We start from the raw sequence: 26,376 nt of genomic DNA, 5'->3' as shown, positions 1-26,376 counted from the left end.
GGAGTCACGGTGCGCTTCTCCTCAGGGGCGGGTGCGCGGGATTCTGGGCAGGCGGGGGATGGCCGGGGTGTCGGCGGCCAGGTGGGTCGCCAGTTCGGCGATGGTGGGGGCGTTGAAGAGGTGGCTCGCGGTGGCGGGCAGGCCCTGTGCCGTCAGCCGCGCGGCAACCCGTACGGCCTGCAGCGAGTTGCCGCCGAGCGCGAAGAATCCGTCGTCGAGCCCGATCCGCGGGACGCCGAGCACGTCTGCCCAGACCGCCGCGATCCGCCGCTCCACATCGGTACGCGGCACCCGCGCCCGCCCTCCTCCCGGCCCCTGATCGGTTCCGGAAACCCCGCCGGTTCCTGGCGACGGGTCGGTTCCGGAGCCCGGTCCGGCTCCTGGGACCCGTTCGGCCTGTGAGGCCGGGCCGGGAGAGGTGGGGGTGGGGGATATGTCGGGTACGGGGGGCAAGTCGATGGCAGAGACCGGTACGCCGGGGTCGGCGGCCATGGACTCCAGCGCCCGCACCAGCGCGTCCGCCAGCCACTCCATCACCGGCTCGGCGAAGGCGTCCAGGCGGTACTCGACGGTCACGGCGATGCCGGCGGGCGCTCGGCCGTCCCGGTAGTCGTCGGTCATGTCCACCAGCAGCTCGAACCGGGCCGCCCCGGTCCTGACCACCTCGACCCGCGTCTCGGCGCCGGGCAGCGACAGTTCGGCCCGCACGTTGTTCTGCAGCGCCAGCACCACGTCGACGAGGGGATGCCGCCCGGGGCGCCGTACCGGGCCGAGCTCCTGCACGACCCGCTCGAACGGCACCTCCTGGTGCGAGAACGCCTCCAGGTCCGTCTCCCGCACCCGCGACACCAGCTCGCCGGCGGACGGATCACCCGACAGGTCGGTACGCAGGACGAGCAGGTTGACGAAGAACCCGACCAGCTCGCCCACCTCGTCGCAGGACCGCCCCGCGACCGGCGCGCCGATGGGCAGGTCGGTGCCCGCGCCCGCCCGTTCGAGCACCACGGCCAGGCCCGCCTGCAGGACCATGAACAGCGTCGCCCCGCGTTCCCTGCCCAGCTCGACCAGCCGCCGGTGCAGGGCGGGGCCGATCCACGCCCGCACCGTGCCCGCCGCGCCCGCCGTCTCCGCACCCCGCGTCCGCGGCCTGCGGGGAAGGGCGAGGGGGCCGGGCAGATCCGCCAGCGCCTCGCGCCAGTAGCCGAGCTCGGCGGCCGGCAGCGCGTCCACCCGCGCACGGTGCCGCACCGCGTGGTCGGCGTACCGGATCGGCAGGGGAGGGAACGCGGCGGTCCGGCCGGCCAGCCGCTCCCGGTAGGCCCGTGACAGGTCGCGCATGAACGGCGGCAGCGACCACCCGTCGGTGGCGATGTGGTGCATGACCAGCAGCAGCGCGTGCTCGTCCGGCCCCGTCGTGAACAACACCGAATGGATCGGCAGCTCGGCGCCCAGGTCGAAGCGGTGCCTCGCCGCCTCGGCCACCCGCGCGTCCAGCTCGTCCGGCGTTACTTCGACGGCGCTGAATCCGGGCCTGGCCCGGTCCGCGGGCAGCACCCTATGGGCGGGCTCCCCGTCGTGCACGGCGAAGATCGTACGGAGCGGCTCGTGCCTCGCCACCACGTCCTCCAGGGCTCCGCGCAGGGCCGTCACGTCCACGGTGCCGCTGAGCCGTACCAGCATGGGCATGTTGTAGGCCACGCCCGCGTCGATCTGGTCGAGGAACCACAGGCGGCGCTGCGCGAACGACAGCGGCAGCGCGCCGTCGGCCTGCGGGGGGTTCCCCGGGTTGCTCGCCGGGCCGCTCGCGAAGCCGCCCGCCACGGCGTTCCCCGGATCGTCGGAGAGGGGGTTGCCGGAGCCGTTCGCCGGGTCGTGGCGGAGGTCCCGGACGTGAGCGGCGACCGCGGCCACCGTCGGCCCTTCGAACAGGGTTCTGACGCCCACCTCCACGCCCAGCTCGGCGTGGATCCTGCTGAGGAGCCTGGCCACCGTCAGCGAGTCGCCGCCCAGCCTGAAGAAGTCGTCGCTCACCCCCACGTCCGGCACCCCAAGGACCTCGGCGAACAGCTCGCACAACCGCCGCTCCACCTCCTCGCGCGGCCCCTCGCCCTCAGGCGGGCCGGCCGGCGCGTACGAGGGCGCGGGCAGCGCGGCCCGGTCCAGCTTGCCGGTGGCGGTCAGCGGCAACGCCTCCAGCACCACGAACGCCGACGGCACCATGAAGGCGGGCAACGCCGCCGCCGCGTGGGCCCGCAGCGCCTCGCCGTCCACCGCGTGCCCGGGGCGCGGCACCACGTACGCGACCAGCCGCCGCTCGCCGGGCGTGTCCTCCCTGGCCACCACGCTCACCCGGGCGGCGGCCGGGTGAGCGGCCAGCACGGAGGCCACCTCGTCCGGCTCGACGCGGAACCCGCGGATCTTGACCTGCTCGTCGGCCCGGCCCACGTACTCCAGCGTTCCCGCGCGGCGCCGTACCAGGTCGCCCGTGCGGTACATGCGCTCGCCCGGCGCGCCGAACGGGTCGGCCACGAACCGCTCGGCGCTCGCCCCCGGCCGTCCCAGATAGCCCAGGGCCAGCCCCTCACCGGCCGCGTACAGCTCGCCGACCTCCCCGTCCGCCACCGGCCGCAGCCGCGCGTCCAGGACGTGCACCCGCTTGCCCCGCAGCGGCGTGCCGATGGGCACGGGCCCGTCGCCTGGGGTGATCGGGTGCGTGGTCATGAAAATCATGCCTTCGACCGGCCCGTAGCCGTTGCTCACCCGCAGTCCGGGATGGCGTTCGAGGGCGCGCCCGACGTGCGCGGGCGACGGCGCCTCGCCGCCGACGATCAGGTGCCGCACGCCGGCGAGCGCGCCGGGGTACTCGTCCACGATCACGTTGAACAGGCTGCTCGACAGGTACATGCAGGTCACCTGGTGTTCGGCGGCCAGCCGGGCCATCACCATCGGGTCGGGCCGCTGCCCCGGGTGCAGCACGCAGGTGCCGCCGGACAGCAGCGGCCCCCACAACTCCAGGGCGAACGCGTCCCACGACACCGGCGAGCACTGCAGCCACACGGCGTCGAACGGCGCGTAGTCCTGGCCCGTCACCGTGGCCACGATCGCCCGGTGCGGGGCGGCGACGCCCTTGGGCCTGCCGGTGGAGCCCGAGGTGTACATGACGCAGGCGACGCCGTCGTGGCGGGCGTCGTACGGCAGGGGTTCGAGCCCGGAGGAGGTGAGGACGGCGGCGGCGCCCGCGTCGGCCACCACGGCGCGCAGCCGTTCCTCGGGGAAGTCCGGATCGAGCACCAGGTATCCGGCGCCGGCCTTCAGCACGGCCAGCAGCGCGACGACGAACTCGGCGCCGCGTTCCATGCGCACCCCGACCAGGCGGCCCGGCCGCACACCAGGATCCGCCCCGAGCCGCGCGGCGAGCGCCGAGGCGCGCGCGTCCAGCTCGGCGTAGGTCAGCCGCCCGCCCGCGCCGATGAGCGCCGTCCTGCCGGGGGTCCGCGCCGCCTGCCGCGCGAAGACCTCGTGCACGCCGCCTGGAGATCCGTTCGGGACGCCCTTCGTCATGACCGGGTGAGGCTCGCCGGGCGCATGTCCGTCCAGTGCGTCTCGATGTAGGACAGGCACGCGGAGCGCGGGCTCTCCTCAAGCGCCACCCGCCAGCCCGCGGGCACGTCGATGCCGGCCGGCCAGAGCGAGTGCTGGTTCTCGTCGTTCACCAGCACCAGGTAGGAGCCGTTCTCGTCCTCGAAGGGGTTGGTGGTCATGGTCAGCCTCCCGCGGGTTGCTGCTCGAGGTCGGGGGTCAGGACGTCGATGTGGCGTACGGCGCGGCGGGCCAGCCCCCACAGGGCGGCGCCGGCCCCGAGCAGGCCGGCGATGAACAACATCGCCGCCATGCCGCTGCCGGGCCCGGTCCCGACGAGGGGCCGCAGCAGCCCGGCCAGGCCGGTGCCGGCCGCGGCCTGCGGTTCGAAGACCTGGTCGGCGAGTGGCCCGGAGAAGGCCATCGCGACCGGCGAGGAGATCTGCGAGACGAACATGACGGCGCCGAACACCCGCCCCTGCCGGTCCTTCGGCACCTTGGTCTGGATGATCGACTGCATCGAGCCGTTGACGATCGGCATGATCATCGCGCCGACGAGCATGGCCGCGGTCCAGGCGACCACGCCGTGCACCACGGCCGTCGCGATCTGCGCGCTCACGCACATGCCGACGACGCCGAGCATCATGCCGAGCACCCGGTTCTTCGGCCCGCCCCACGCGGCCAGCAGCAGGCCGCCCGCGATGCCGCCGGCGCCGATGCCGGCGTTCACACTGGCCAGCGCGGAGACGTCGCTGCCGGTCCTGGCCAGGATCATCGGCTGCACCACGGCGAACCCGAAGACCATCACCAGGTTGACCGTGAAGAACACCAGGATGAGCCCGCGCAGGCTGGGCTGGGCGAACAGGTAGCGCAGCCCTTCCAGCGAGTCGGCGCCGAGGCGTTTGCGCGTCCCGGCCTCGCCGGGCTGGTCGCCGTCCATGCGCACCAGGCGTACGGTGAGCAGCGCGACCGCGAAGCTCAGCAGGTCGATCCAGAGCACCACGCCGAGGCCGCCCGTCACCACGAGCAGCCCGGCCAGCGCGGGCCCGCCCACGTCGGCGACGCTCTTGGCGGTGGCGAGCAGGCCGTTGGCCCGCTGCAACTGCTCCTTGCCCACCAGCAGCGGCACGGCCGACGACAGGGCGGGAAACTGGAAGGCCGCGGCGGCGCCCAGCAGCGCGACGGTGACGTAGACCTGCCACAGGTGCAGGTCGCCGAGGAAATAGACGGCCGTCATGGCGGAGACGGCCACGAGCCCGCCGAGGTCGGCCAGCTGCAGGGCGGTGCGCTTGCGGAAGCGGTCGACGATGGCGCCCGCGGTGGGGCTCAGCAACATCTGGGGCAGCAGCGCGCAGAGCGACAGCGCCACCACCTGGGTGACCTGGTGGTCGACCGTCCATGCCTGGATGACCAGGGAGAAGCGGAGAACGGAATTCCCGATGAGGGTGACGACCTGGCCACTCCAAACCAGGCTGAATCTACCCATTCCAGAGAATCGCTGGATAAATCGGTTCTGTTGCGACGGTTGTTGGGACGATGGAGGTTCACCCATGTGTGCCCGAGGCCCTTCTGATGAAAGGAACCCTGAGGTGGCCTACCGTTCACAGCCACCTCACGTGTACCTTCACACACCGTTTTGGGTGGGGCAATACGCTTTTTGTGGTTTTGTAATTACGTCCTGTCAAAGGGCGAGGTCAGCCGCGCGGAGCGCTTCGGCGGCGACCGCGTGGCGCAATTCGCCAATGCCGTCGCGGCCGCGCACCGGGTGCACGGCGTTCGTCAGCAGCACCACGGTCAGCCGGCGAGCGGGATCGACGACGAGCGAGGTGCCGGTGAAACCCGAATGCCCGTACGCGCCGTCCAGCGGTCCCACGATGGACGGATCGCCCAGCCGCACCCCCAGCCCATGGCGGAAGGGGGCGCCCTCGGCACCCTGGTCGCGCGTCATCTCCGCCACGCTCTCCCGGCTCAGCATCGGGCCGCCGCCGAGCCGCAGCGCCTCGCCGAAGGCGAGCAGGTCCCCGGCCGTCGCGAACAGCCCCGCGTGCCCCGCCACGCCGCCCAGCGCGTAGGCGGTCTCGTCGTGCACCTCGCCCCGTACGCAGCCGGGCCCGGAACGCTCCGGTTTCCACTCGGTCGCCGCGACCCTCGCGGAAGAGGCGGGGCGGTAGCCGGTGCCGGCCAGGCCGAGCACCTCGGTGATGCGGGCGCGGACCAGCGCGTCCAGCGGCGCGCCGCCGGCCAGCTCCGCGATCCGGCCCGCCATGACCATGCCGACGTCGCTGTAGAGGTAGGGCCCGCCGACCGGATGGACGATCGGCGTCTCCAGCATCGCGGCCATCCGCGCGGCGGCGTACGCGCCGGGCAGCTCCCGGTCGATGCGGCGGGTCGGCGGCAGGCCCGCCGTGTGGGTGAGCAGGTGGCGCAGGGTGATCCGCCCGTCGCGCACGGGGATGTGGCGCGCCACGGGCTCGTCCAGGTCCAGCCGGCCATCCTCGGCCAGCGAGAGCAGCACGACCGTGGTGAACAGCTTGCTGATCGAGGCAAGGTCGAAGATCGAGTCGCGGAGTGCCGGCGGGCGCTCCCCGGCCGGCGTCCCGTCCGCGTCCGCGTACCGTACGAGCTCGCCGGCCGCCGAGGCGGCGGCCACGGAGCCGTTCACGGCGATCAGCGCGACCGCCGCCGAGCACACGCGCGACACCCCGTCGGCCAGGATCGTGTCCAGCCGGTCGTTCATCCCCGTCCCCTCATCCCCGTGGTGGTGTGGCGGCCTCAGCCGCTCAGCGCGTCGCTGAGACGCTCGCCGTGCGACTCCAGCAGCGCGCGGGCCGCCTCGGCGTCGAGCCCGTGCTGGATCATCAGCACGGCGATCTTCGCCTGGCCGCCGGCCGCGTCCAGCGCCGCCACGGCCGTCTCCCGGTCGGCTCCGGTGATGTCCCTGACCATGCGCAGCGCCCGCCCGGCCAGCTTGTTGTTCATCGCCGACATCTCGATCATCTCGTTGCCGTACGTGCGGCCGAGCCTGACCATGGAGATCGTGGAGATCATGTTCAGCACGAGCTTCTGGGCCGTCCCGGCCTTGAGGCGGGTCGAGCCGGTCACCACCTCGGGCCCCACGACCACCTCGATCGCGTGCTCGGCGGCGGCCGACAGCGGCGCGTCCGCGTTGCACGACAGGGCGGCGGTGAGCGCGCCGCGACCGGCCGCCTCCGCCAGCGCGCCCAGCACGAAAGGGGCCCGGCCGCTGGCGGAGACGCCCAGCACCGAGTCCAGCGGCCCGGCCTCCAGGGCCTTGATGGCGGCGGCCCCGGCCTCCGCGTCGTCCTCCGCACCCTCGACGGACCGGGTCAGCGCCTCGGGCCCGCCGGCGATGATCCCCTGCACCAGCGAAGGGTCGGTGCCGAACGTGGGCGGGCACTCGCTGGCGTCGAGCACCGCCAGCCGTCCCGACGTTCCCGCGCCGACGTACAGCAGCCGGCCGCCCTCGGCCATCCGCGCCGCGATGGCGTCGATGGCGGCCGAGATGGCCGGGATGGCCGCCGCCACGGCGGCGGGCACGGCCGTGTCGGCCTGGTTCATCAGTCGGGCGATCTCCTCGGTGGGCAGCCGGTCGATCTGGCTGTAGCGGGGATCGCTCTGCTCGGTGGACAGCTCGGGTAGCGGATCAATCATGACGCTAATTTCCACCCTTTACTTCTCTCTTGTAAATATCTTTCAGACAATGGGTTCATGACCCACGTACGCACCGGAGCAGAACGGCTGGCCACGACCCCCTCGCTCGCAGGGGGAACCCGCCTCGGCCTGATCACGAACCCCACCGGAATCCTCCCCGACCTGACCCCCACCCCCGACGCGCTCATGGCCGCGGGCGCCGGCCTCACCGCCGTGTTCGGACCCGAGCACGGCATGCGCGGCACCGCGCAGGCGGCCGGCAGCGAGGGCGACACGGTGGACGAGAGGACCGGGCTGCCGGTGTACGACACCCACAAGCTCTCGGGCGAGGCGCTGGACCGCGTCGTCGCCGCCTCCGGGGTGGACACCCTGGTCTTCGACATCGCCGACGTCGGTGCCCGCTTCTACACCTACGTCTGGACCATGTACGACCTCATGGAGTCCGCCGCCCGGCTCGGCCTGCGGTTCGTGGTGCTGGACCGGCCCAACCCGCTCGGCGGCACCGTGGAGGAGGGCCCGCTGCTCGACCCGGCGTTCGCCAGCTTCGTGGGGCGGTTCCCGCTGCCCGTGCGGCACGGCAGGACCGTGGGGGAGCTGGCCGTGCTGTTCGGGTTCGACCTGGACCTGCACGTGATCGAGATGGAGGGCTGGCGGCGCGACATGACGTACGCCGATACCGGGCTGCCCTGGGTGATGCCGTCGGTCAACATGCCGACCGTGGACACCGCGCTCGTCTACCCGGGCACCGGCCTGTTCGAGGGCACCGACTTCTCCGAGGGGCGCGGCACCACCAGGCCGTTCGAGCTGGTCGGGGCGCCGTACGTGGACGGGCGGTTCGCCCCCGCGCTGGCCGGGCTCGGCCTGCCGGGCGTGCGCTTCCGCGAGACGTGGTTCACGCCCACGTTCCACAAGCACGCCGGCACGCCCGTCCGCGGGGTCCAGCTCCACGTGCATGACCGCCACGCGTTCCGGCCGGTGCTGACGGGACTGTCGATGTTGCACGTGGCCCGCACCCTCTACCCCGGCGACCTGCGCTGGTGGGGCCCCGACCTGTTCATGGACCACCTGTGGGGCTCCGACGCGCTGACCCGCACCATGGAGGCCGGCGAGGACCCCCGCGAGCTGTGCCCGCCCCCGGCCCACCCCGAGGGCCCACTGCTCTACGGCGGCCCCGCGGAGGGCTGAACGCGCGCCTGCGGGGGCCGTGTGCGACGGCCCCCCTTGGATGTCGAGATGTCCACGGCCGCGGGCCATCACGCCAGATCGCGCCGGTAGAGCCAGAAGACGCGTTCCGCTCGCGCGCCGACGGCGCGCGAGTAGAACCGCAACGGCCCGACCCACCCGATCTGGGATTCGGCCTGCCCGGCGGCCCGCTGGTCGGCCAGGCACCTGTGCAGCAGCACCCGCCCGAGGCCCAGGCCGCGCGCGTCCGGCGCGGTGCCCGTGGGCCCGAACCACCCGGGCCGCGCCCCCCATGCGGCGAAGCCCAAGATCCGGCCGTCACGCTCGCCGTAGTGCACGTCGGCGGCGTGCGCCGCCTCCCAGGCCCACGACTCGTTGAAGTGCTCGCGCACGAACGCCGTGACCCGCTCGCGGTCGCCGCCGGCCGCGCGCACGCTCACGCCCTGCCGCGCCAGCCGTTCGAGGTCGTCCTCCACGGACAGGTCCATGCTCAGGTCGGCCGTCATGTTCCAGGCGACGGAGTAGTTCTCGTACCCGAGGCGCTCGGCGAGGCAGGCGGCGGCGGTGTAGCGCACGTCGATGCCCGGCCAGGCGTAGCACGGCGTGTTGCCGGAGAAGCGCACCTGCCGGGCGCCCTGCCCGGCCAGCCACTCCTCGGCGGCCCGCACCAGCGCACGCCCCCGCCCCTGGCCCCGCGCCGACGGGTGCACGGCCAGCAGATCGATGTGCCCGGCCGGGTCCGTGGCCGACATCGAGGTCATCACGACCCCGCCGTCCGTGGTCAGCGCCGTCCACTTCCGCTCGGCGGGGGGCCGCGAAAGGTAGCCGATCAGGGCCTCGGCCTCCGCGGTGTCCAGCGTCAGCGCCGCGGTGGCGACCTCGGCCGCCTCGGCGAGCCCGGCGGACGAACCTGAGGACCACGGGGCTACACGCACGACGGGCGCCATCACACCTCGCTCATAGGCCGGGCGATCACGCTGCGGCGCTCGGGGAAGAAGCACGCGTGCTCCTGCGGAACGCCCCCGGTCAGCCGCAGCAGCGGCCGCTCATCCTCGCACCGCTCGCCGCGGAACGGGCAGCGGCGGGCGAACAGGCAGCCCTCGTCGGCCTGGCTCTCGTCCAGCGACTCCAGCGGCTCCACCGGCTGCTCGCCCGGCCGCTCCAGGCCGTGCAGCACCGGGATGGCCGACAGCAGCGACTGCGTGTACGGGTGCACCGGGTCGGCGATGATCGTGTCCACCGGGCCGCGCTCGACGACCTGGCCGCGGTAGATGACGTACAGCTCGCCGTCGCCGCCGATGTAGCGGGCGGTGGCCACGTCGTGCGTGATGAACAGCACGCTCACGCCCAGCCGCTCGCGCAGGTCCTTCAGCAGCGCCAGGATGCCGAGCCGCAGTGACACGTCGATCATCGAGACGGCCTCGTCCGCGACGAGCATCTCGGGGTCGACGGTCAGCGCCCTGGCGATGACGACCCGCTGCCGCATGCCGCCGGACAGCTGGTGCGGGTAGCGCGACAACACCGAGCCCGGATCGAGCCCCACCAGCGACAGCACCTCGGCCGCCCGCTCCTCCATCCACGCCCTGGACCGCCCGGTCTGCCTGGCCCGCAGGCTGAGCGGCGCGTGCAGCGTCTGGTGGACCGTCCTGGTCGGGTTGAGCGCGGAGTAGGGGTCCTGGTGGATCATCTGGATCTTGCGGAAGTGCGGCTGGCGCTGCTTCGGCTTGAGCGGCGACATCGGCACCTCGCCGATCACGACGTCGCCCGCGTCGTACGTCTCCAGCCCCGCGATGATGCGCCCCAGCGTCGTCTTGCCGCATCCGGACTCGCCGATGAACGAGGCCGCGCCGCCCTTCGGGATCGCGAAGTCGACGCCGCGCAGCGCCTGCACCTCGCGGGCGCCGAGCACCTTGCCGCGCTGCTTGAACGTCTTGACGATGCCGGTCCCGGTGATCATGCGTGCTCCTTCACGGTCACGGCGTGGCAGGCCACCGTCCTCGGCCCGCCGGCCCCGTCGTCGGTACGGGCCTCGGGGTCCATGGTGTCGCACACGTCCATGCGCAGCGGGCAGCGCTCCCTGAACACGCAGCCCTCGTCCGGCACCGTGGCCAGCGTCGGCGGCCGTCCCGGCAGCGCCTGGGCCTCGTCGATGTCGCCGACGAGCCGGGGGATGGCCCTGATCAGGCCCCTGGTGTAGGGGTGCCGCGGCGCGCCCAGCACCTCCCTGGTCGGGCCCTGCTCGACGAGCCGGCCGCCGTACATGACGGCCAGCCGGTCGGCGACCTCGGCCACCACGCCGATGTCGTGCGTGATGACGAGCGTCGTCAGGCCGCGCTCCGCGTGCACCTCACGGACGATCTTCAGGATGTTCGCCTGGGTGATCATGTCGAGCGCGGTCGTCGGCTCGTCCAGCACCACCAGGTGCGCGTTGAGCACCAGCGCGAGCATGATGCCGACCCGCTGGCGCATGCCGCCGGACAGCTCGTGCTGGTGCGAGTCGAGCACCCTGGCGCCGTCCATGCCCATCCGGCCGAGCAGCTCCTTGGCCTCGCGCACGAGGGCGCGCAGGTCGTCCACGCCGTGCGAGCGGCCCAGGTCGAGCAGTTGCTTGCCGACGGTCTTGAGCGGGTTGAGTGAGTTCTGGGCGGCCTGGAAGACGTAGCCGATGTGCTTGCCACGCGCCTTGCGCAGCTGCTCGTTCCGCAGGCCCACCACGTCGCCGAGCCCGTCGATCTCGACGCTGCCCGCCGAGATCCGGCCAGGCGGCTGCACCGCGTTCAGCAGCGACAGCGCCAGCGTGGACTTGCCCGAGCCGGACTCTCCGACGATGCCGGTGATGGTGCCGGGCTCCAGCGTCAGGTCCACGTCCCTGACCGCGGGCAGCTCGCCCGCGGGTGTCTTGTAGACGACCGTGAGGCCGTCGATGCGCACTCCCGGCGCAGTCCTCGTCACGGTCACTCCTCACGCAGCCGGGGGTTGAAGATCTCGTCCATGGCGTCGACCACGAGCACGATGGCCAGCGTCAGCAGCAGGATCGCCAGCAGCGGCCCCAGCAGGAAGCCGAGCGCGCTCGGCACGGTCAACGCCCCCGAGCGGAACACGGCCGTGTTGAGCATCTGGCCCCAGTTGTTCGACTCGTACGGCAACACGCCCAGGAAGAAGAGCCCGACCTGCGAGTAGACGCCGCCGGTGATCGCGATGAGCATGTTCATCGCGATGTACGGGGCCATGCTCGGCAGCAGTTCCTTGCCCACGATGTGCGTGGTGGACAGCCCGAGCCCGCGCGCCGCCTCGATGAAGCCGCGCTCGCGCAGCGACAGGGTCTGCGCCCGCACGGCCCGCGCCACGCCGCCCCAGCTGAGCAGCCCCAGCACCAGGCCCATCTGCACGGCGCTGTTGAACTTCCACACCGTCGACAACACCAGCAGCAGCGGCAGGCCGGGGATGGTCAGCTTCATGTCGGTGAGCCGCATGAGCACGGTGTCCCAGCGGCCCCGCTTGAAGCCGGAGAACAGCCCGATGGCGGTGCCCAGCACGACCGTGATGACGGCGGTGACGAGGGCCGCCAGCAGGACGTACCGGGAGCCGGTGACCACCAGGGCGATCACGTCCCTGCCCTGGTCGTCGGTGCCGAGCCAGTGCTCCCAGCTCGGCGGCCTGGTGAGCATGGCGGGGTCGCGGGGCAGCGGGTCGGGGTAGAACAGCGGCCCGAACAGGCCCATGAAGACGAACCCGGCCATCAGCACGACGCCCACCAGGCGGCTGGGCTTGCGCTTCATGACGCGCCACACGCCCGACCAGAAGTTGCGCCGCATGGCGGCGCTCGTCGACGTGCTCTCCAGCAGCACACTCATGCGCCGGCCTCCTCACCGCTGCGGACCCGCGGGTCGATCACGCTGTAGAACAGGTCCGCGAGAATGTTGGCCACGATGATGGCCGCCGTGATCAGCAGGAACGCCCCGCTCATCAGCGCGTAGTCGCGCATGGTGATGCTGTCGAGGAGCAGCAGCCCGAGCCCCGGATAGTTGAAGATGCGCTCGATGAACACCGCGCCGCCGAGCAGCAGCCCCAGCGACAGCGCGAGGATCGTGAACAGCGGCAGGATCGCGTTGCGCGCGATGTACCTGAAGATGATCGAGCGCTTCATCCCGCGCAGCTCGGCGGCCAGGATGAAGTCGTCGCCCAGCACGGTCACCACGCTCGACTTCATCGCCAGGATCCACCCGCCGTACGCGGCCAGCGCGTACGTCACCACCGGTAGCACCGCGTGCTCGGCCAGCGAGCCGATGTAGCCGGCGTTGAACCCGGGCTCGTAGAGGATGTCCACCGGGCCGTCGGCGGGCAGGATCGGGATGAGCGTCGCGAAGATCGCGCTGAGCAGCAGGCCCAGCACGTACTGCGGCACCCCGTGCAGCAGCGACCCCGAGACGGCCAGGACGTCGCCGAGCTTGCCCGTGCGCTTGATGGCCGCGTAGACGCCCAGGATGATGCCGACGAGGAAGCTCAGCAGCGTGCCCGCCAGCACCGGGAGCACGGTCCACTTGGCCGCCTCGCCGAGCACCTCGGTGACCGGGGCGCCGGCGTGGGTCACCGACTGGCCCAGGTCGAAGGTGAGCAGGCCCGCCATGTAGTCGGTGTACTGCTCCCAGAGCGAGCCCGTGGGCTGGAACCCGTACAACACGCGGGTCGCCTGCTCGGCCGCCTCGGGCGCCATGCCCTGCTCGATCAGCTTCTGCACGTTCGCGGCGACCGGGTCACCGGGAATGCTCCTGACGATGAAGAAACTGATCGTGGCGACGACCAGGATCATGACGATCCCGCGGGCCAGATGGCCCGCGAGTCGGCGTGCGATGACCGTCATAGGCTCTTTCTCTTACTGCTTCTTCTTGACCAGGCCGAGCTGGATCCAGACCCCGGCCGGCAGGCGCAGCAGGTCGCTGTCCTGCTCGGGCCAGCCGGTGAAGCGGCTGGTGTTGGTGAACTGCGTGTTCACGTAGTCCCAGAGCTGGATGGCGGGCAGGTCCTGGTTGGCGGCCTTGGCGAGCTGCGACATGATCGGCTTGGCCTCCTCGGCGGAGGCCGCGTTGAGCTTGCCGGTCAGCTCACCCGGGTTGATCGTGCCGACGCCCTCGACGTCGATCTCCTCGGCGCTGCCCATCCAGTTGCCGGCCTTGCCGGCGGGGCTGTGCTCGACCTTGCCCGCGACGTTGGTCCAGCCGTTGGAGGCGCCGTAGAGGCGCTGGTAGATGTCGTACGGCGCCGGGCCGAGCGCCATCAGCCAGAAGCCGACGTCGTACTTGCCGGCCGCGATCTCCTCCAGGTAGATCGGGTAGTCGGCGACGGTGACGACCTCGGCGTCCACGCCGTTCTCGATGAGCTGGCTCTTGATGTTCTCCTGCGCGGAGATCCAGTCGGAGAAGCCGGAGGGCGCGTGCATGGTCACCTTCCAGGGCGACCCGTCGGCCAGCGTCCACTTGCCGTTCTTCTTCTGCAGGCCGGCTTCCTTGAACTCCGTCTCGGCCTTGGCCACGTCGTGCGCGTACGGCTCCAGCTTCGACAGCTCGTCGCCGATCCACTCCTGGGCGGGCTTCTGGTGCATGCCGGTCGTCGTCACGGCCGCCGTGCCGCCCTCGGGCGAGGCCACCTTGGTGACCTGCTGGCGGTCGATCAGGTAGGCCAGGCCGCGCCGCACGTGCACGTTGTCGTACGGCTTCTTCGACTGGTTGAACGCCATGCCGACGGCCACCGGCGAGAAGCCCTTGATCAGGTGGGAGCCGGGGGCCTGCTTGATGCGGTTCATCACGTCGGTCGGGGCGGCGACGAAGCCGGACTGGTCGAGCTTGCCGGCGGTCAGGTAGTTCCAGATCTGCTCGTTGCCGCTGTAGTTGAGGAACTTCACCTGGTCGGGCGCGACGTTGGCGGCGTTGTAGAAGTTCTTGTTCTTCAGCAGCAGCGCCTCGCCGGGGTTGACCCGCTCCAGCGTGAACGGGCCGGCGGAGACGTCCTGCGGCGGCTTGAAGGCGAGCACCTTCTGGCCGACGGCGAGGATCTCCTCGCGCGCCTTCTCGGCGGCGTCGCCGGTGCCCCTGGAGGTCTTCAGCTTCTCCCAGAAGTCGGCGGGCAGCACGCTGTTCCATACGTGCGCGGGCACGACCAGGCTGTCCATGACGCCGCGGGCGAACTTCGAGCTCGGGTTCGACATGTCCTGGGTGACCTTGACGGTCTTGTCGTCGACGACCTCCACGTCCGCCGCCGCGCCGGCCGCGCCGGGCGTGATCGCGAACGCGGTGCTGCCCTGCGTGTAGGCGATGGCGATGGAGAGCTTGACGTCCTCGGCCGTCACCGGCTTGCCGTCGGACCACTTGCCGTTCGGCTGCAGGTGCAGGGTGATCGAGGAGTTGTCCTCCGCGATCTCCCACTTCTCCGCGATGCCGGGGTAGAACTGGTTGGGGTCGGTCACGTGGTTCTTGACCCACCCCAGCTTCATCGCGTTGTACCCCAGGTAGGAGTTACCCTTCGGGTGCCAGGGGTTGGCGGGGGCGCTCGCGTCGAGGCCCGGCCTGTTGACGTCGATCGTGGTGAACAGGCCGCCACCACCGCCCGAGCCGCCTGACTTGTCGGTGGTGCCACCACTGCATGCCGCAGTCGCGGTGGCAAGGCCCAGCAACGCCACTACCGCTGCCAGTCGCTTCATTTGCCGCTCCGGAGGATGTCGAGCCTGTTGAGGGATCTGCAGGAGTTGACCGGACACTACGATCGCGTCAGACCGGCGTCAATAATCTCCAGGGGTTGTGAGGTTAATGTAACTTTCCTTCATCAGTGTGCGAAGTGGAGCTAAGCGCCGTCAAGTAAAACGTCAGTTCATTACCAAGACGGCAGCCCCGCTGACCTGGTCGTTCGCCAGATCCGCCAGCGCCCTGGCGGCCTCCTCCAAGGGGTAGGGAGTCGTCGTCACCCGCGGCCGGTGGGCCAGCGCGAGCTCCAGATAGGCCCGGCCGTCGGCCCTGGTGTTGGCCGTCACGCTGCGCACGGTCCGCTCCTGGAAAAGGTGGCGCTCGTAGTTCAGCGGCGGCACGTCGGTCAGGTGGATCCCGGCGATGGCCAGCGTCCCGCCCCGGTCGAGCGCCTCCAGCGCCGGCGGCACCAGCGTGCCCACCGGCGCGAACAGGATGGCCGAGTCCAGCGGCTCCGGCGGCGGGCCATCCGTCGCCGAGGCCGCTCCCAGCTCCAGCGCCAGCTCGCGGGAGGCGGGGGACCTGCTGACGGCGTGCACCGTGGCCCCCTGCGCGATGGCGGCCTGCGCGGCCAGGTGGGCCGAGGCCCCGAACCCGTAGATGCCCAGCCGCCCGCCCTGCGGCAGGTCGGCGCGGGCCAGCGCCCGGTAGCCGATGATCCCCGCGCACAGCAGCGGCGCCAGCCACTCGGCGGGAGGCTCGTCCGGCAGGGGATAGACGTAGGCGGACGGCGCGACGAGATAGTCGGCGAACCCGCCGTCGGCGTCCCACCCGGTGTAGGTGGAGCCGGGGCAGAGGTTCTCCATCCCCCTGACGCAGTAACGGCACCTCCCGCAGGTGGAGCGGAGCCAGGCCACCCCGACCCGCCGGTCCGTGCCGACGACCCGGCCGACCGCCTGGTGGCCCGGCGTGGTGCGGGGCCGCCGCGGCGCGAGGTCGCCCTCCGCCAGATGCAGGTCCGTACGGCACACGCCGCACGCCTCCACCCGCACCAGCACCTCGCCGGGCCCCGGCTCGGGCACCTCCCGCTCGACGAGCTCCAGCGGCCCCGACGCCATCGGCCCCGGCCGGTTCACCACCCAGGCGCGCACGTCAGCCGACCCCGGCGAGCCGCTCGTGGGCGAGGGTGGCGTAGAGCGCGGCCCCGTCCGGCAGGACCGAGTCGTCGAAGACCGCCTCGGGCGAGTGGTTGTAGGGGGCCGTGGCCGGGTCGCGATCGGGCGGGCACGCCCCCAGGAAGACGAACGCCCCTGGCACGGAGTCCAGCACGTACGAGAAGTCCTCCGAGCCCATCACCGGCTGCGGCGAGACGAAGTAACGGCCGGGCCCGAACAGCTCGCCGGCCGTCCTGCCGAGGAAGTCCGCCTCGCTCTCGTCGTTCACCGTCACCGGGTAGCCCATCCCGAACGACGCCTCGGCCCGCAGCCCGTGGGCCGCCGCGATGCCCTCCACGACCTCCACCAGCCGCCGCTTGACCAGCGTCCTGTTCTCCTTGCTGAAGGTCCGGACCGTCGCGTCGAACCTGGCGTCGTCGGGGATGATGTTGTCCGCCGACCCGCCGTGGAAGCTGCCCACCGTCACGACCACGGGGTCGAACACGTCGAACGTCCTGGTCACCATCGACTGCAACGCCGCGACCATCTCGCAGCCCGCCTGGATCGGGTCGAGGGACCGGTGCGGGCTCGAGCCGTGGCCGCCCCGCCCCCTGACCGTCACGGAGAACGTGTCCGCCGCCGCCATGATCGGGCCCGGCCGCGAGGCGAACGACTTCAGCGGCAACATCGAGGAGACCACGTGCATGCCGTAGGCCGCCACGGGGCGGGAGCCGGCCGCGTCGAGCACGCCCTCGGCGATCATGTGCTTCGCGCCGTCGTGGCCCTCCTCGCCCGGCTGGAACATGAAGACGACGTCCCCGGCCAGCTCGTCGCGCCGCGCGCTGAGCAGCCGCGCCGCTCCCACCAGCATCGCGGTGTGCAGATCGTGCCCGCACGCGTGCATCTGCCCCGCCAGCCGGGAGACGTACGGCAGGTCGTTCTTCTCCGTCACCGGCAGCGCGTCCATGTCGCCGCGCAGCAGCACGGCGGGGCCCGGCCGCCCGCCTCTCAGCACCGCGGTCACGGAGCTCAGCGCCGTGCCCGTCTTGGTCTCCAGCGGCAGCCCGTCCAGGGCGGCCAGCACCTTCTCCTGGGTGCGGGGCAACTGGAGACCGATCTCCGGAGTGGTGTGCAGCGAGTGCCTGAGCTGGACGATTTCATCCCGCATGTCCTGCGCGGATTCAGTGAACGACATGAGGCCATTGTTCATGTCCGTGCCGTCGCGTCCAGTCATGCCACGCTGGTGGCGGTTCGCCACACCCCGCGGGCAGGAGGCCGGTACGGCTCCATCGGTAGGATGGGGCGGTGACCGAGCGTAAACGGATCGACTTCTGGTTGTCCGACATGGACGGCGTGCTCGTCCACGAGGGGCGTCCGATCCCCGGTGCGGACGAATTCATCAAACGGCTCAGCGAGTCCGGAACACCCTTCCGGGTGCTGACCAACAACTCGATCTACACGGCGCGCGACCTGTCGGTGCGGCTGAGCGCCGCGGGCCTCGACGTGCCCCCCGCGTCCATCTGGACCTCCGCCGTGGCCACCGCGGAGTTCCTCGACGACCAGCGGGCGGGCGGCACGGCGTACGTGATCGGCGAGGCGGGCCTGACGACGGCGCTGCACGAGGTGGGCTACGTGCTCACCGACCTCGACCCCGACTACGTCGTGCTCGGCGAGACCCGCACCTACAGCTTCACCCAGATCACCCGCGCCATCCGGCTCGTCGAGGGCGGCGCGCGCTTCATCGCCACCAACCCCGACGCGATCGGCCCCTCCACCGAGGGTTCCCTGCCGGCCTGCGGCGCCGTGGCGGCCATGATCACCAAGGCCACGGGCGTCGCCCCCTACTTCGTCGGCAAGCCCAATCCCCGCATGATGCGCAGCGCGCTCAACGCCATCGGCGGCCACAGCGAGACCACCGCGATGATCGGCGACCGCATGGACACCGACATCGTGTGCGGCATGGAGGCGGGGCTCTACACGATCCTCGTCCTCACCGGCGTCACCGCGCGCGACCAGGTCGAGCGGTTCCCCTACCGCCCGTCCCTGGTGGTCGACTCGGTGGCCGACCTCATCGATCTCATCTGAACCTGACGTTCCCTGACAGGTACACCTGGCAGGCTCACCCGTCATGACCCGCGTTTACCTGGAGACCGGCCCGAAGAAGGTGTTCGCCTGCTCGCTCGACTGGCCCGGCTGGTGCCGGATCGCCAAGGGCGAGGAGGCGGCGCTCGACCGGCTGCTGGAATACGCGCCCCGCTACCGCGTGGTGGCCGCGCGGGCCGGGCTGGAGTTCGCGCCGGGCGACCTGGTGGTGGCAGGGCGCGTGCCGGGCAGCGACATGACCGACTTCGGGGTCCCGTACGCGGTGCCCGACCTCGACCTCGAGCCGCTGCCCGCTCCTGATGCGGAGCGCGGCGTCGCCCTGCTGCGGGCGGCCTGGGGCCTGTTCGACGAGACAGCCGCCGCCTCGCCCGAGGAGCTGCGCAAGGGCCCGCGGGGCGGCGGGCGCGACCTCACGAAGATCGTCGATCATGTGGAGAACGCCGAGCGCGCCTTCGCCAGGAAGGTCGGCGTGCGGCACCGGCCCTACCGATCCCGCGGCGACCGCGACGCGATGCGCGAGGAACTGGCGGAGGTCCTGTCACGCCCGTGGGAGCCGCCCCAGACGACGGGCTGGCCGCCCCGCTATGCGCTGCGCCGCATCGCCTGGCACGTCATCGACCACCTCTGGGAGATCGAGGACCGGCGCTGAGCCGTTTACGGAGAACACCGGACACGGCTACACGCTGTGACCATATGATGACAGAAATCGGCCGCCGGTACCGGCGGCCGCGTTCCCATCCGGTCATGGCAGAGGTAGGCGTGTGTGGACATGCGGGCGGAGATTCTCGACCTGAAACTCCGTGTCGAAGAGCTTGAGACGGGCGTCCGGCGCGGGGCCGTGGCGATCGGGCGCCGCGGCGAGCCCGACCGCCAGGAGGCGTTCCTGCGCGAGATCGGCGACCGGACCAAGAGCCTGCGGGCGGACGTCGCGGCGGTGAAGTCCGCGCTCGCGGACTGCCGGGTCGAGGTGGTCGAGCAGTTCGCGGCCGTCGAGACCGAGATCGCGGCCATCCGGCGGGAGGTGAGCGCCTGGCCGCCCGGTCCGGAGGCGGGTGAGGGCCTGGTCGCCGACGAGTTCGCGGCGGTCCGGTCGGGGCTGGAGCACGAGTTCAACTCCCTGCGGTCCGAGATGACCGATCTGGGCATCAAGCTCGACCGCCTGCTGAAGCGGCGTGAGAACGACTGAAGGTCACGCGTCCTGGCCGATGAGCCGGGGGAGCCGGGTGATGGCGGACGACAGATAGTCCGCCACCGCCTCGGGCACCAGGTGGCGTGTGGTGATCTCCTCGCGCTCCAGCGGCACCCGCACCACCTCGTACACTCCGCGCGACGGGTCCTCGAACTCCGGCCCGTGCCGCAGCCCGGGGTCCATCGTGGCCAGCCGGCAGCCGAAGACGTGCTGTGTCTTGACCGCGTCCTTCCACGCGTACGACACGGTGGTCAGCGGGGTCACGCCGAAGACGGTGGCGCCGAGCTCCTCGAGCAGTTCGCGGCGCAACGTGTCGACCAGCGAGGCGTCCTCCGGCTCGACGTGGCCGCCCGGCACCGACCAGTAGACGTCGCGGCCCGGCACCGTACGCCTGAAGAGCACCAGCCGCTCGTCGTCGTCGAGAAGGACGCCCCGGACACTCGGTCGCATACGGCCACCCTATTTGACCGGTATGTCCTTCGGGTAGCCTAACCTACGGTACCGTAACCTGAAGGAGAAGATCTTTTATGGCGATGACGCAGACGGAGCTGCTGCACGAGCTCGAGCCCGTGGTGGCGGGGGAGCTCGACCGCCACGAGAAAATGGCCAAAGAGTGGTTCCCGCACGAGTACATCCCGTGGAGCGAAGGCCGCGACTTCGACGGCATATACGGGGGCGAGGCGTGGCAGGAAGGCGACTCCAAGATCCCCGAGGCGGCCCGCGTCTCACTCATCGTCAACCTCCTCACCGAGGACAACCTGCCGAGCTACCACCACGAGATCGCCACCACGTTCGGCCGCGACGGCGCCTGGGGCACCTGGGTGCACCGGTGGACCGCGGAGGAGGACCGCCACGGCACCGCGCTGCGCGACTACCTCACCGTGACCCGCGCCGTCGACCCCGTCGCCCTCGAGCGGGCCCGCATGCGCCACATGGAGCACGGCTTCGCCACCGCGTACGGCACCATGCTCCAGCAGCTCGCGTACGTCTCCTTCCAGGAGCTGGCCACCCGCATCTCGCACCGCAACACCGGCAGGGCCTCCGGCGACGAGGGCTGCGAGCGGCTGCTCGCCAGGATCGCCGCCGACGAGAACCTGCACATGCTCTTCTACCGCAACCTGCTCAAGGCCGCCTTCGAGCTCGACCCCAACCAGACCATGCGCTCGGTCACCGACGTCGTCACGACGTTCCAGATGCCGGGCACCGGGATGGACGGCTTCGCCCGCAAGGCCATGATCATCGCCCACGAGGGCATCTACGACCTGCGCCTCCACCTCGACGACGTGCTCATGCCGGTGCTGAAGCAGTGGGCCGTGTTCGACAAGACCGGGCTGGACGCCGAGGGCGAGCAGGCTCGCGAGGAACTGTCGGCGTTCCTGGCCAGGACCGACGCCACCGCCGCCAGGTTCGTCGAACGCCGGGAGGAGCGCCGCGCCCGCGCCGCCGCCCGCGCCTGACCTCCCGCACCTGACCCCGGCGCGGAGCGCCGCCCGCCGGTGGCATGATGGCGCCCCATGGATCTCCCCGCCCAGTTGCTCATCTGGTTCTTCACGTTCCTGACGGTCATCGCGCTGGCCGTGGCGGCGCAACGGCTGCTGAACGTCAGGTTCGGCATGGTCCGCACGTTCCTGGCGGCCCTGGTCGCCTTCGGGCTGGCGCAGCCGGTGCTGGAGCCGATCATCGGGCTCATCGGCCCGGCCGACCGGGAGACGCTTCCCGGCCCGGGCGCGCTGGGGTTGCTGCTGCTGGTCATCATGTGCGTGGTGCTCATCCCGATGGTGATCCTGGTGCTGGCCGAGGCGCTGGTGCCGCCCGGCTCGGTGCCGGGCCCGCTGGAGTTGTCCCGCTCCGTGCGCGGCCGCGTCTCCCGGGCCAGGCGCTACTCGCAGATCACCAGGATCGCCATCAGGCACGGCCTCGGCCCCTACCTGCGGGGCCGGGGCGAGCGCCTGGAGGACCACTCGGGCAAGATGCGGCTGGCCAGGTCGCTGCGCGAGGCGCTGGAGGACGGCGGGGTCACGTTCGTCAAGCTCGGCCAGGTCCTGTCGACCCGGCGCGACCTGCTGCCCGCGGAGTTCGTCGAGGAGCTGGGGCGGCTGCAGGACCAGGTGGCGCCCGCGCCGTGGGAGCGGATCGAGCCGGTGCTCGCCGCGGAGCTGGGCGGGCCGGTCGACGAGGTGTTCGCCGAGTTCGACCGGACGCCGCTGGCCGCCGCCTCCATCGGGCAGGTCCACGTCGCCCGGCTGCACGACGGTCAGAGCGTGGTGGTCAAGGTGCAGCGGCCGGACATCGGCGCGGTCGTCGCCAAGGACCTCGACATCGTCCGGCGGCTGGCCGTCACGCTGGAGTCCAGGACCCGATGGGGCCGCTCGCTCGGCCTGCGCGACCTGGGCGAGGGGTTCGCCACCGCCATCCGCGAGGAGCTGGACTTCCGGGTCGAGGCCGCCAACATGGCCGCCGTCACCGCCTCAGGCGGCGGCAGCGTCACCTACCCGGCCCCGATCAGCGCCCTGTGCACCGAACGCGTGCTCGTCATGCAGCGCCTGTCCGGCAGGCCGGTCACCGCGGCCACCCGCGAGCAGGGCCCCGGACTCGCCCGCGACCTGCTCGACTGCCTGCTCAGGCAGATCCTCGTCGAAGGCGTCTTCCACGCCGACCCGCATCCCGGCAACCTCATGCTGCTCGACGACGGCACGCTGGGCCTGCTCGACTTCGGCTCGGTCGGCCGGCTCGACGCCGGCGTGCGCTCCGCCCTGCAACGGTTCCTGCTGGCCATGAACCGGCAGGATCCCCTGGGCGTGACCGACGCGCTGCTGGAGGTCGTGCCGAGGCCCGAGGACATCGACGAGGCCGCGCTCGAACGCGCCCTCGGCCAGTTCATGGCCAGGCACCTGGCCGGCGGCATGGACAGCGCGCAGCTGTTCACCGACCTGTTCAGGATCGTCTCCGCGTACGGGCTGTCGATCCCGCCGGAGGTGGCCGCCGTCTTCCGTGCCCTGGCCACCCTGGAGGGCACGCTCATCCGCCTCTCGCCGGGCTTCAACCTCGTCGGCGAGGCCCGCGCGTTCGCCGGCCGCTACCTCGCCGAGCAGGTGAGCCCCGAGACGATCAAGGAGTCCGTCGCCCAGGAGCTGGCCGCGCTGGTGCCAATGTTGCGCCGCCTCCCGCGCCGTGTGGAGCGCATCGCCAGCGCGGCGGAGCACGGCAGGTTCAGCATGAACGTGCGCCTGCTCGCCGACGACCGCGACCGCGCCTACCTCACCGGCCTGCTGCACCAGGTGCTGCTCACGGTGCTCGGCGCGACGGCCGGGATCATGGCGGTCATCCTCCTCGGCATCGACGGCGGGCCCGCCGCGCTGGGCACGACGTCGCTGTTCCAGCTCATCGGCTACAACCTGCTGGTGATCTCGGCCATCCTCGTCCTGCGCGTGCTCGCGCTGATCTTCCGCCGTCCCCGCGCCTCGGACGAGCGCCTGTGAGCCCTCGCCGGTAAAGCGTCTCTTATCAGCTAAGTGATCCTGTGTCAGACGTGGTGTCTGGCAGCGGGATTGCCCATCGTGGGCGGGTGGCGTGAGCGTGGAGATGGAAGCCCGCGCCCAATGCCGCCCCGCGTGGCCGGTGCCGGCTGGATGGGGAGCCCTCCGGACGGAGTCTGGGGGAGGGAGTGCTGATCGTCGTCACGCTCTGGTGCCGGTGGGCTGCGCGGGGCAGCCGGGTCCGGCCCGTGGGTGCGTGTCCCTCCGGACGCTTGCCCGCCCGACCCGATGAGCCGGTGGGGGAGGGTGCCCTGCGTCGCCTGGGCGCGGGGCGTGTGGTTCGTCGCCGGGTGGGGCCGGTCTTGGACCGGTCCTTTCGGCTGGCCTGTGGTGCAGCCGGGGTGATGACCGCCTTGGCTTCGAGCTTGTCTGCGACGCTGCGGATGACCATCTGCCCGCCGGCGCGGTCGGTCACGGTTGTGGCCTGGTGGGTCAGGCCGCGTGCGGCGATCCGCCGCCATGCACCCATGTCGCGGTCGCCCTGCCAGCCACAGCCGTCGCGGTCGGGGCAGATCGCCCACTTCCAGCCCGCAGCAGTGGGCCGGTCGGGTGCCTTGCGGTGCCGCAACACGGTCAGGCACTGCGGGCAGCGCCGGGAGGTGTCCCGGGCCGGAACGGTGACCACGGCGATGCCCACCTCGGCGGCCAGGTGCCGCATACGGTCGGCGATCTGCCCACGTACCTGCTGGGACAAGCGCGTGTTGATGCTGCGGCCCATGCCCCTGGCTTCCATGGAGCGCAGGTCTTCCAGGTAGATGACCGTGGCACCGGCCGCGATGGCCTGGTCCACGGCCCAGCGGGCGGCCGACCAAGCCAGGGCCTGGTTGAGGTGCGACCTGCGCTCCGACACCGCCCTCATCTCGCCGGTCAGGACCGCGTGCCTGGCGGCCAGGGGATGGCCGGCGTCTTGGCTGATCAGTCGCTGGTAGTGGTCGATTTTAGCGTGGAGGTGTTCGGACAGGCGGCGCAGCCGATGCTGCTTGGCCAGCACGCCCGCGGCCCGGAACTGGGCGCCGGAGCCGAGGGCGGTGAGGCGTCCCTCCTCGTTCAGACGGGCGGCGCCGGCGCTGAGGAGCGTGTTCAGGCCCCAGTCCACGCCGAGTGCGACCGTGTGACCAGTGCGCCGGGTCTTGGGCACCGCGTGGGTGTAGGCGAGATCAGCGCGGACTTCTCCCCGGCTGATGCGCAGGGTGGGCAGGTGCAGCACCGCGCGGGCCGGGATCGTGGGCGGCAGCGCGATCGGGCAGGACACCCACGTCCAGTCCCGGTAGGAGCGCGGGTCGGGACGGGTGGGGAGTTGCAGGCGCAGCAGCGCCCGCGTGGGATCGTCGCCGCGTTCGATGCCGGCCTGCTGCCCGTCGCACGCCGGCAGCAGCAGCATCCGCGCTGTGCGCGGCGCTGCCTCTGCCTCGAACACGTCGGCGGGCAGCCGCCCATGCTTGCGCTCGAAGGCGGCAATCTGCCGGGTACGGGACGTGATGACGCCTCCCGGCAGATGCCGCCCGCCCGCTACCACCTCACGGACGGCATCCCACTCCTTGGCAGTGCGCCTGGCCGGATCGGCGGGCCACGTCGCCAGCACCCCGCAGGTGAGGTCGGCCCGCCACGTCACCGAGCGCAGGATACGCCCGGCCTGCTCCTGCGCCATGCGCACGATACGGTCATTCACTGTGACGCCCTCGGGAGCGGCCGCGCTCCAGCCCAGGCGGCGCAACGCCATCCAGGCATGGGACGGCAGCTTCCTGCCGCCCGCGTCCCGACCACAGGCCAGCACATGCACATCAGTGGCGTTCCAGTGCGCTTCCACCAGCGAGACGACCATGCCGGACACCAGATCAACAGCCCAGCCAACACGCTCCTTCAACGCCGAGGAGCTGAGCAGTTCACCGCTGTTCTCATCCACTCCCGTACGCAACACGCCACGGGCGCATGCGGTACGGCAGGTCTCGCCCTCGGCGAGCGGCAGCTTCCGGCTCACCGGGCCTGACCACCATCGGGGCACTGCCCGGACTCCGCCAGCAACCGGTTGAGCCCCGGCCGATCCTCCCGCAGACCAGAGGACCGGTCCTTGAAACACGGACGATCTCTCCGCTGGAGGTGGCCCGCAGCTCCTCTTCCTGCGCGATAAGAGAGGACTCCTGCCCAGAAGAACCGGAGACGCGTACGTACAGGGCCTCCAAGCGAACACCATCCGCACCGCTCGTGACCTTCATCGCCTCGACATCGACCGAGGAGAAGCGACGCTCACGACCGACCCATGTCACCGGAATCTTCCCCGAGTCAGCCCAAAGGCGAAGCGTCACGGGATGAACACCAAGACGCTTCGCAGCCCTTGAGAGTCGAAGAAGTTCCACAGCGATCACGCTACTACGATCACTAAAGATCTTTAATCAAACTAGTGAACCTGTGGGGCTCTTGACCGAGGGATGGTCTTGGACATCCAAGGCATCGGGCAGTTTCCCGGTAACACCGGAACCCCTTGGGAGCAGAGGGTGAAAATCATCGGGATTGCGGCCAGCCTCAACAAGGGGTCCTTTATCAACCGGCTGCTCGTCGCCGCGGGCGCCGAGCTACCCCCCGGCATCGCCTTCGAGGAGTGGCGCGGGCTGGCCGAGATCCCGCCGTACACCCGAGGTCCGGTTCCCGCGCCGGCGGGCGCGCTGGCCCGCCTGGTGGCCTCCGGTGACGCCGTGCTGCTGACCGCGCCCGAGCACAGCCTGCTGCCGCCCGAGCTGGCGTACGCGCTGGACTGGATGGCGGCCCGCGACGGCCTGTCCGGCAAGCACGTCGCGGTCATGAGCGCCAGCGCCCGCGCCTGCGGCGCCATGTGGGCCCAGGCGGAGCTCTACAAGCGGCTCCAGAGCGCCGGGGCGGTCGTCATGGGCGCCGAGCTGGTGATCTCCCCCGCCTGCCCCCATTTCGACGAGTACGGACGCCTCAGGCCCGCCGCCCTGCGGGACCAGGTGCGCGCGGTGATCCGTCAACTCTGCCCCGCCGGGATCCTGGAACCTGTGCTCTCGTTGTCGCCCTGAGGGTCGCCCTGAGGGTCGCCCTGAGGGTCGCCCTGAGGGTCGCCCTGAGGGTCGCCCTGAGGGTCGCCCTGAGGGTCGCCCTGAGGGTCGCCCTGAGGGTCGCCCTGAGGGTCGCCCTGAGGGCCGCCCTAGTACTCCAGTGACACTTCGCGATCTTGGGCCTGGAGGTGGCATGAAGACGGCCACCACGTGATCATTCGGAGTTTGTGAAGACATCTGACGATCGCGTGATGGCCGTGGCCGACACTGTAGACC

General features: G+C 71.5%; 22 protein-coding genes. 7 read left to right on the top strand and 15 right to left on the bottom strand.

Annotated elements, in window-relative coordinates; genetic code table 11:
* Positions 1 to 21: 21 nt before the first annotated feature.
* The 5 genes from ABGA98_RS27640 to murQ form a co-directional block, all read right to left on the bottom strand.
* Positions 22 to 3,561, bottom strand: a complete 3,540-nt coding sequence (locus tag ABGA98_RS27640) for an AMP-binding protein (protein ID WP_347621328.1) — start codon at positions 3,559 to 3,561, stop codon at positions 22 to 24.
* Positions 3,558 to 3,761, bottom strand: a complete 204-nt coding sequence (locus ABGA98_RS27635) for an MbtH family protein (protein WP_347621327.1) — start codon at positions 3,759 to 3,761, stop codon at positions 3,558 to 3,560. Before ABGA98_RS27635 ends, ABGA98_RS27640 begins: the two co-directional genes overlap by 4 nt.
* A 2-nt stretch (positions 3,762 to 3,763) precedes the next feature.
* Positions 3,764 to 5,065 carry an MFS transporter gene (locus tag ABGA98_RS27630; RefSeq protein WP_347621326.1) on the bottom strand — a complete coding sequence of 434 codons (1,302 nt, stop codon included), beginning with the start codon at positions 5,063 to 5,065 and terminating at the stop codon, positions 3,764 to 3,766.
* A gap of 195 nt (positions 5,066 to 5,260) precedes the next feature.
* Complete coding sequence (locus tag ABGA98_RS27625; protein WP_347621325.1) at positions 5,261 to 6,316, bottom strand: serine hydrolase domain-containing protein; 1,056 nt, start codon at positions 6,314 to 6,316, stop codon at positions 5,261 to 5,263.
* Between the two features lie 35 nt (positions 6,317 to 6,351).
* Positions 6,352 to 7,251, bottom strand: a complete 900-nt coding sequence (murQ, locus tag ABGA98_RS27620) for an N-acetylmuramic acid 6-phosphate etherase (RefSeq protein ID WP_347621324.1) — start codon at positions 7,249 to 7,251, stop codon at positions 6,352 to 6,354.
* 57 nt (positions 7,252 to 7,308) lie between these two features.
* Here murQ and ABGA98_RS27615 point away from each other — a divergent pair, with 57 nt between their 5' ends.
* A complete protein-coding gene (locus ABGA98_RS27615; protein WP_347621323.1) occupies positions 7,309 to 8,436 on the top strand; it encodes a DUF1343 domain-containing protein in 1,128 nt (375 codons plus the stop codon).
* A 68-nt stretch (positions 8,437 to 8,504) separates the two neighbouring features.
* Here ABGA98_RS27615 and ABGA98_RS27610 read toward each other — a convergent pair whose 3' ends face one another.
* The 8 genes from ABGA98_RS27610 to ABGA98_RS27575 form a co-directional block, all read right to left on the bottom strand.
* On the bottom strand, positions 8,505 to 9,368 hold the full coding sequence (locus ABGA98_RS27610) for a GNAT family N-acetyltransferase (RefSeq protein WP_347621322.1): 864 nt from the start codon (positions 9,366 to 9,368) through the stop codon (positions 8,505 to 8,507).
* 11 nt (positions 9,369 to 9,379) lie between these two features.
* Entirely contained in the window at positions 9,380 to 10,390 is a 1,011-nt protein-coding gene (locus tag ABGA98_RS27605) for an ABC transporter ATP-binding protein (RefSeq protein ID WP_347621321.1), read from the bottom strand.
* Positions 10,387 to 11,385, bottom strand: coding sequence for an ABC transporter ATP-binding protein (locus ABGA98_RS27600; RefSeq protein WP_347621320.1), 999 nt, complete (start codon positions 11,383 to 11,385; stop codon positions 10,387 to 10,389). Before ABGA98_RS27600 ends, ABGA98_RS27605 begins: the two co-directional genes overlap by 4 nt.
* A gap of 2 nt (positions 11,386 to 11,387) precedes the next feature.
* Positions 11,388 to 12,287 carry an ABC transporter permease gene (locus tag ABGA98_RS27595; protein ID WP_347621319.1) on the bottom strand — a complete coding sequence of 300 codons (900 nt, stop codon included), beginning with the start codon at positions 12,285 to 12,287 and terminating at the stop codon, positions 11,388 to 11,390.
* Positions 12,284 to 13,294 carry an ABC transporter permease gene (locus tag ABGA98_RS27590; protein WP_347621318.1) on the bottom strand — a complete coding sequence of 337 codons (1,011 nt, stop codon included), beginning with the start codon at positions 13,292 to 13,294 and terminating at the stop codon, positions 12,284 to 12,286. The genes ABGA98_RS27595 and ABGA98_RS27590 overlap by 4 nt, the downstream gene beginning before the upstream one ends.
* 12 nt (positions 13,295 to 13,306) lie before the next feature.
* On the bottom strand, positions 13,307 to 15,127 hold the full coding sequence (locus ABGA98_RS27585) for an ABC transporter substrate-binding protein (protein WP_347621317.1): 1,821 nt from the start codon (positions 15,125 to 15,127) through the stop codon (positions 13,307 to 13,309).
* Positions 15,128 to 15,289: 162 nt separating this feature from the next.
* Entirely contained in the window at positions 15,290 to 16,258 is a 969-nt protein-coding gene (locus ABGA98_RS27580) for a zinc-binding alcohol dehydrogenase family protein (protein WP_347621316.1), read from the bottom strand.
* 1 nt (position 16,259) lies between these two features.
* Entirely contained in the window at positions 16,260 to 17,456 is a 1,197-nt protein-coding gene (locus ABGA98_RS27575; RefSeq protein ID WP_347621315.1) for a M20 family metallopeptidase, read from the bottom strand.
* 110 nt (positions 17,457 to 17,566) lie between these two features.
* On the opposite strand from ABGA98_RS27575, the gene ABGA98_RS27570 reads away from it, so the two are divergent.
* The 3 genes from ABGA98_RS27570 (at position 17,567) to ABGA98_RS27560 (ending at position 19,550) form a co-directional block, all read left to right on the top strand.
* Positions 17,567 to 18,346 carry an HAD-IIA family hydrolase gene (locus tag ABGA98_RS27570; RefSeq protein ID WP_347621314.1) on the top strand — a complete coding sequence of 260 codons (780 nt, stop codon included), beginning with the start codon at positions 17,567 to 17,569 and terminating at the stop codon, positions 18,344 to 18,346.
* 43 nt (positions 18,347 to 18,389) lie between these two features.
* Entirely contained in the window at positions 18,390 to 19,013 is a 624-nt protein-coding gene (locus ABGA98_RS27565; protein ID WP_347621313.1) for a hypothetical protein, read from the top strand.
* Between the two features lie 114 nt (positions 19,014 to 19,127).
* The gene (locus ABGA98_RS27560; protein WP_347621312.1) at positions 19,128 to 19,550 is read left to right on the top strand and encodes a hypothetical protein; all 423 of its coding nucleotides are present in this window, start codon (positions 19,128 to 19,130) and stop codon (positions 19,548 to 19,550) included.
* Positions 19,551 to 19,553: 3 nt separating this feature from the next.
* On the opposite strand, the gene ABGA98_RS27555 is transcribed toward ABGA98_RS27560, so the two are convergent.
* Positions 19,554 to 20,003: an NUDIX hydrolase gene (locus tag ABGA98_RS27555; protein ID WP_347621311.1), complete on the bottom strand. Its 450-nt coding sequence runs from the start codon at positions 20,001 to 20,003 to the stop codon at positions 19,554 to 19,556.
* 77 nt (positions 20,004 to 20,080) lie between these two features.
* Between ABGA98_RS27555 and ABGA98_RS27550 the strand changes: the two genes are divergently transcribed.
* Both ABGA98_RS27550 and ABGA98_RS27545 read left to right on the top strand, forming a co-directional pair.
* Positions 20,081 to 21,010, top strand: coding sequence for an acyl-ACP desaturase (locus ABGA98_RS27550; RefSeq protein WP_347621310.1), 930 nt, complete (start codon positions 20,081 to 20,083; stop codon positions 21,008 to 21,010).
* Between the two features lie 57 nt (positions 21,011 to 21,067).
* The gene (locus tag ABGA98_RS27545) at positions 21,068 to 23,032 is read left to right on the top strand and encodes an AarF/UbiB family protein (RefSeq protein ID WP_347621309.1); all 1,965 of its coding nucleotides are present in this window, start codon (positions 21,068 to 21,070) and stop codon (positions 23,030 to 23,032) included.
* 25 nt (positions 23,033 to 23,057) lie between these two features.
* On the opposite strand, the gene ABGA98_RS27540 is transcribed toward ABGA98_RS27545, so the two are convergent.
* Complete coding sequence (locus tag ABGA98_RS27540) at positions 23,058 to 25,067, bottom strand: zinc ribbon domain-containing protein (protein ID WP_347621308.1); 2,010 nt, start codon at positions 25,065 to 25,067, stop codon at positions 23,058 to 23,060.
* Between the two features lie 514 nt (positions 25,068 to 25,581).
* Between ABGA98_RS27540 and ABGA98_RS27535 the strand changes: the two genes are divergently transcribed.
* Positions 25,582 to 26,121 (top strand): NAD(P)H-dependent oxidoreductase, encoded by a 540-nt coding sequence (locus ABGA98_RS27535; protein ID WP_347621307.1) that lies wholly within the window; start codon positions 25,582 to 25,584, stop codon positions 26,119 to 26,121.
* Positions 26,122 to 26,376: the final 255 nt, after the last annotated feature.

The organism is Nonomuraea sp. B1E8, assembly GCF_039871515.1.
Taxonomy (GTDB): domain Bacteria; phylum Actinomycetota; class Actinomycetes; order Streptosporangiales; family Streptosporangiaceae; genus Nonomuraea.
Note: the sequence above shows the minus strand (reverse complement) of the source record. Positions and strands in the feature narration are given on the sequence as shown.

Excerpts from the sequence above, each read along its gene's own strand:
- ABGA98_RS27640 (WP_347621328.1), bottom strand. The coding sequence starts at position 3,561 with ATGACGAAGGGCGTCCCGAACGGATCTCCAGGCGGCGTGCACGAGGTC.
- ABGA98_RS27635 (WP_347621327.1), bottom strand. The coding sequence starts at position 3,761 with ATGACCACCAACCCCTTCGAGGACGAGAACGGCTCCTACCTGGTGCTG.
- ABGA98_RS27630 (WP_347621326.1), bottom strand. The coding sequence starts at position 5,065 with ATGGGTAGATTCAGCCTGGTTTGGAGTGGCCAGGTCGTCACCCTCATC.
- ABGA98_RS27625 (WP_347621325.1), bottom strand. The coding sequence starts at position 6,316 with ATGAACGACCGGCTGGACACGATCCTGGCCGACGGGGTGTCGCGCGTG.
- murQ (WP_347621324.1), bottom strand. The coding sequence starts at position 7,251 with ATGATTGATCCGCTACCCGAGCTGTCCACCGAGCAGAGCGATCCCCGC.
- ABGA98_RS27615 (WP_347621323.1), top strand. The coding sequence starts at position 7,309 with ATGACCCACGTACGCACCGGAGCAGAACGGCTGGCCACGACCCCCTCG.
- ABGA98_RS27605 (WP_347621321.1), bottom strand. The coding sequence starts at position 10,390 with ATGATCACCGGGACCGGCATCGTCAAGACGTTCAAGCAGCGCGGCAAG.
- ABGA98_RS27595 (WP_347621319.1), bottom strand. The coding sequence starts at position 12,287 with ATGAGTGTGCTGCTGGAGAGCACGTCGACGAGCGCCGCCATGCGGCGC.
- ABGA98_RS27590 (WP_347621318.1), bottom strand. The coding sequence starts at position 13,294 with ATGACGGTCATCGCACGCCGACTCGCGGGCCATCTGGCCCGCGGGATC.
- ABGA98_RS27585 (WP_347621317.1), bottom strand. The coding sequence starts at position 15,127 with ATGAAGCGACTGGCAGCGGTAGTGGCGTTGCTGGGCCTTGCCACCGCG.
- ABGA98_RS27575 (WP_347621315.1), bottom strand. The coding sequence starts at position 17,456 with ATGTCGTTCACTGAATCCGCGCAGGACATGCGGGATGAAATCGTCCAG.
- ABGA98_RS27565 (WP_347621313.1), top strand. The coding sequence starts at position 18,390 with ATGACCCGCGTTTACCTGGAGACCGGCCCGAAGAAGGTGTTCGCCTGC.
- ABGA98_RS27555 (WP_347621311.1), bottom strand. The coding sequence starts at position 20,003 with ATGCGACCGAGTGTCCGGGGCGTCCTTCTCGACGACGACGAGCGGCTG.
- ABGA98_RS27550 (WP_347621310.1), top strand. The coding sequence starts at position 20,081 with ATGGCGATGACGCAGACGGAGCTGCTGCACGAGCTCGAGCCCGTGGTG.
- ABGA98_RS27545 (WP_347621309.1), top strand. The coding sequence starts at position 21,068 with ATGGATCTCCCCGCCCAGTTGCTCATCTGGTTCTTCACGTTCCTGACG.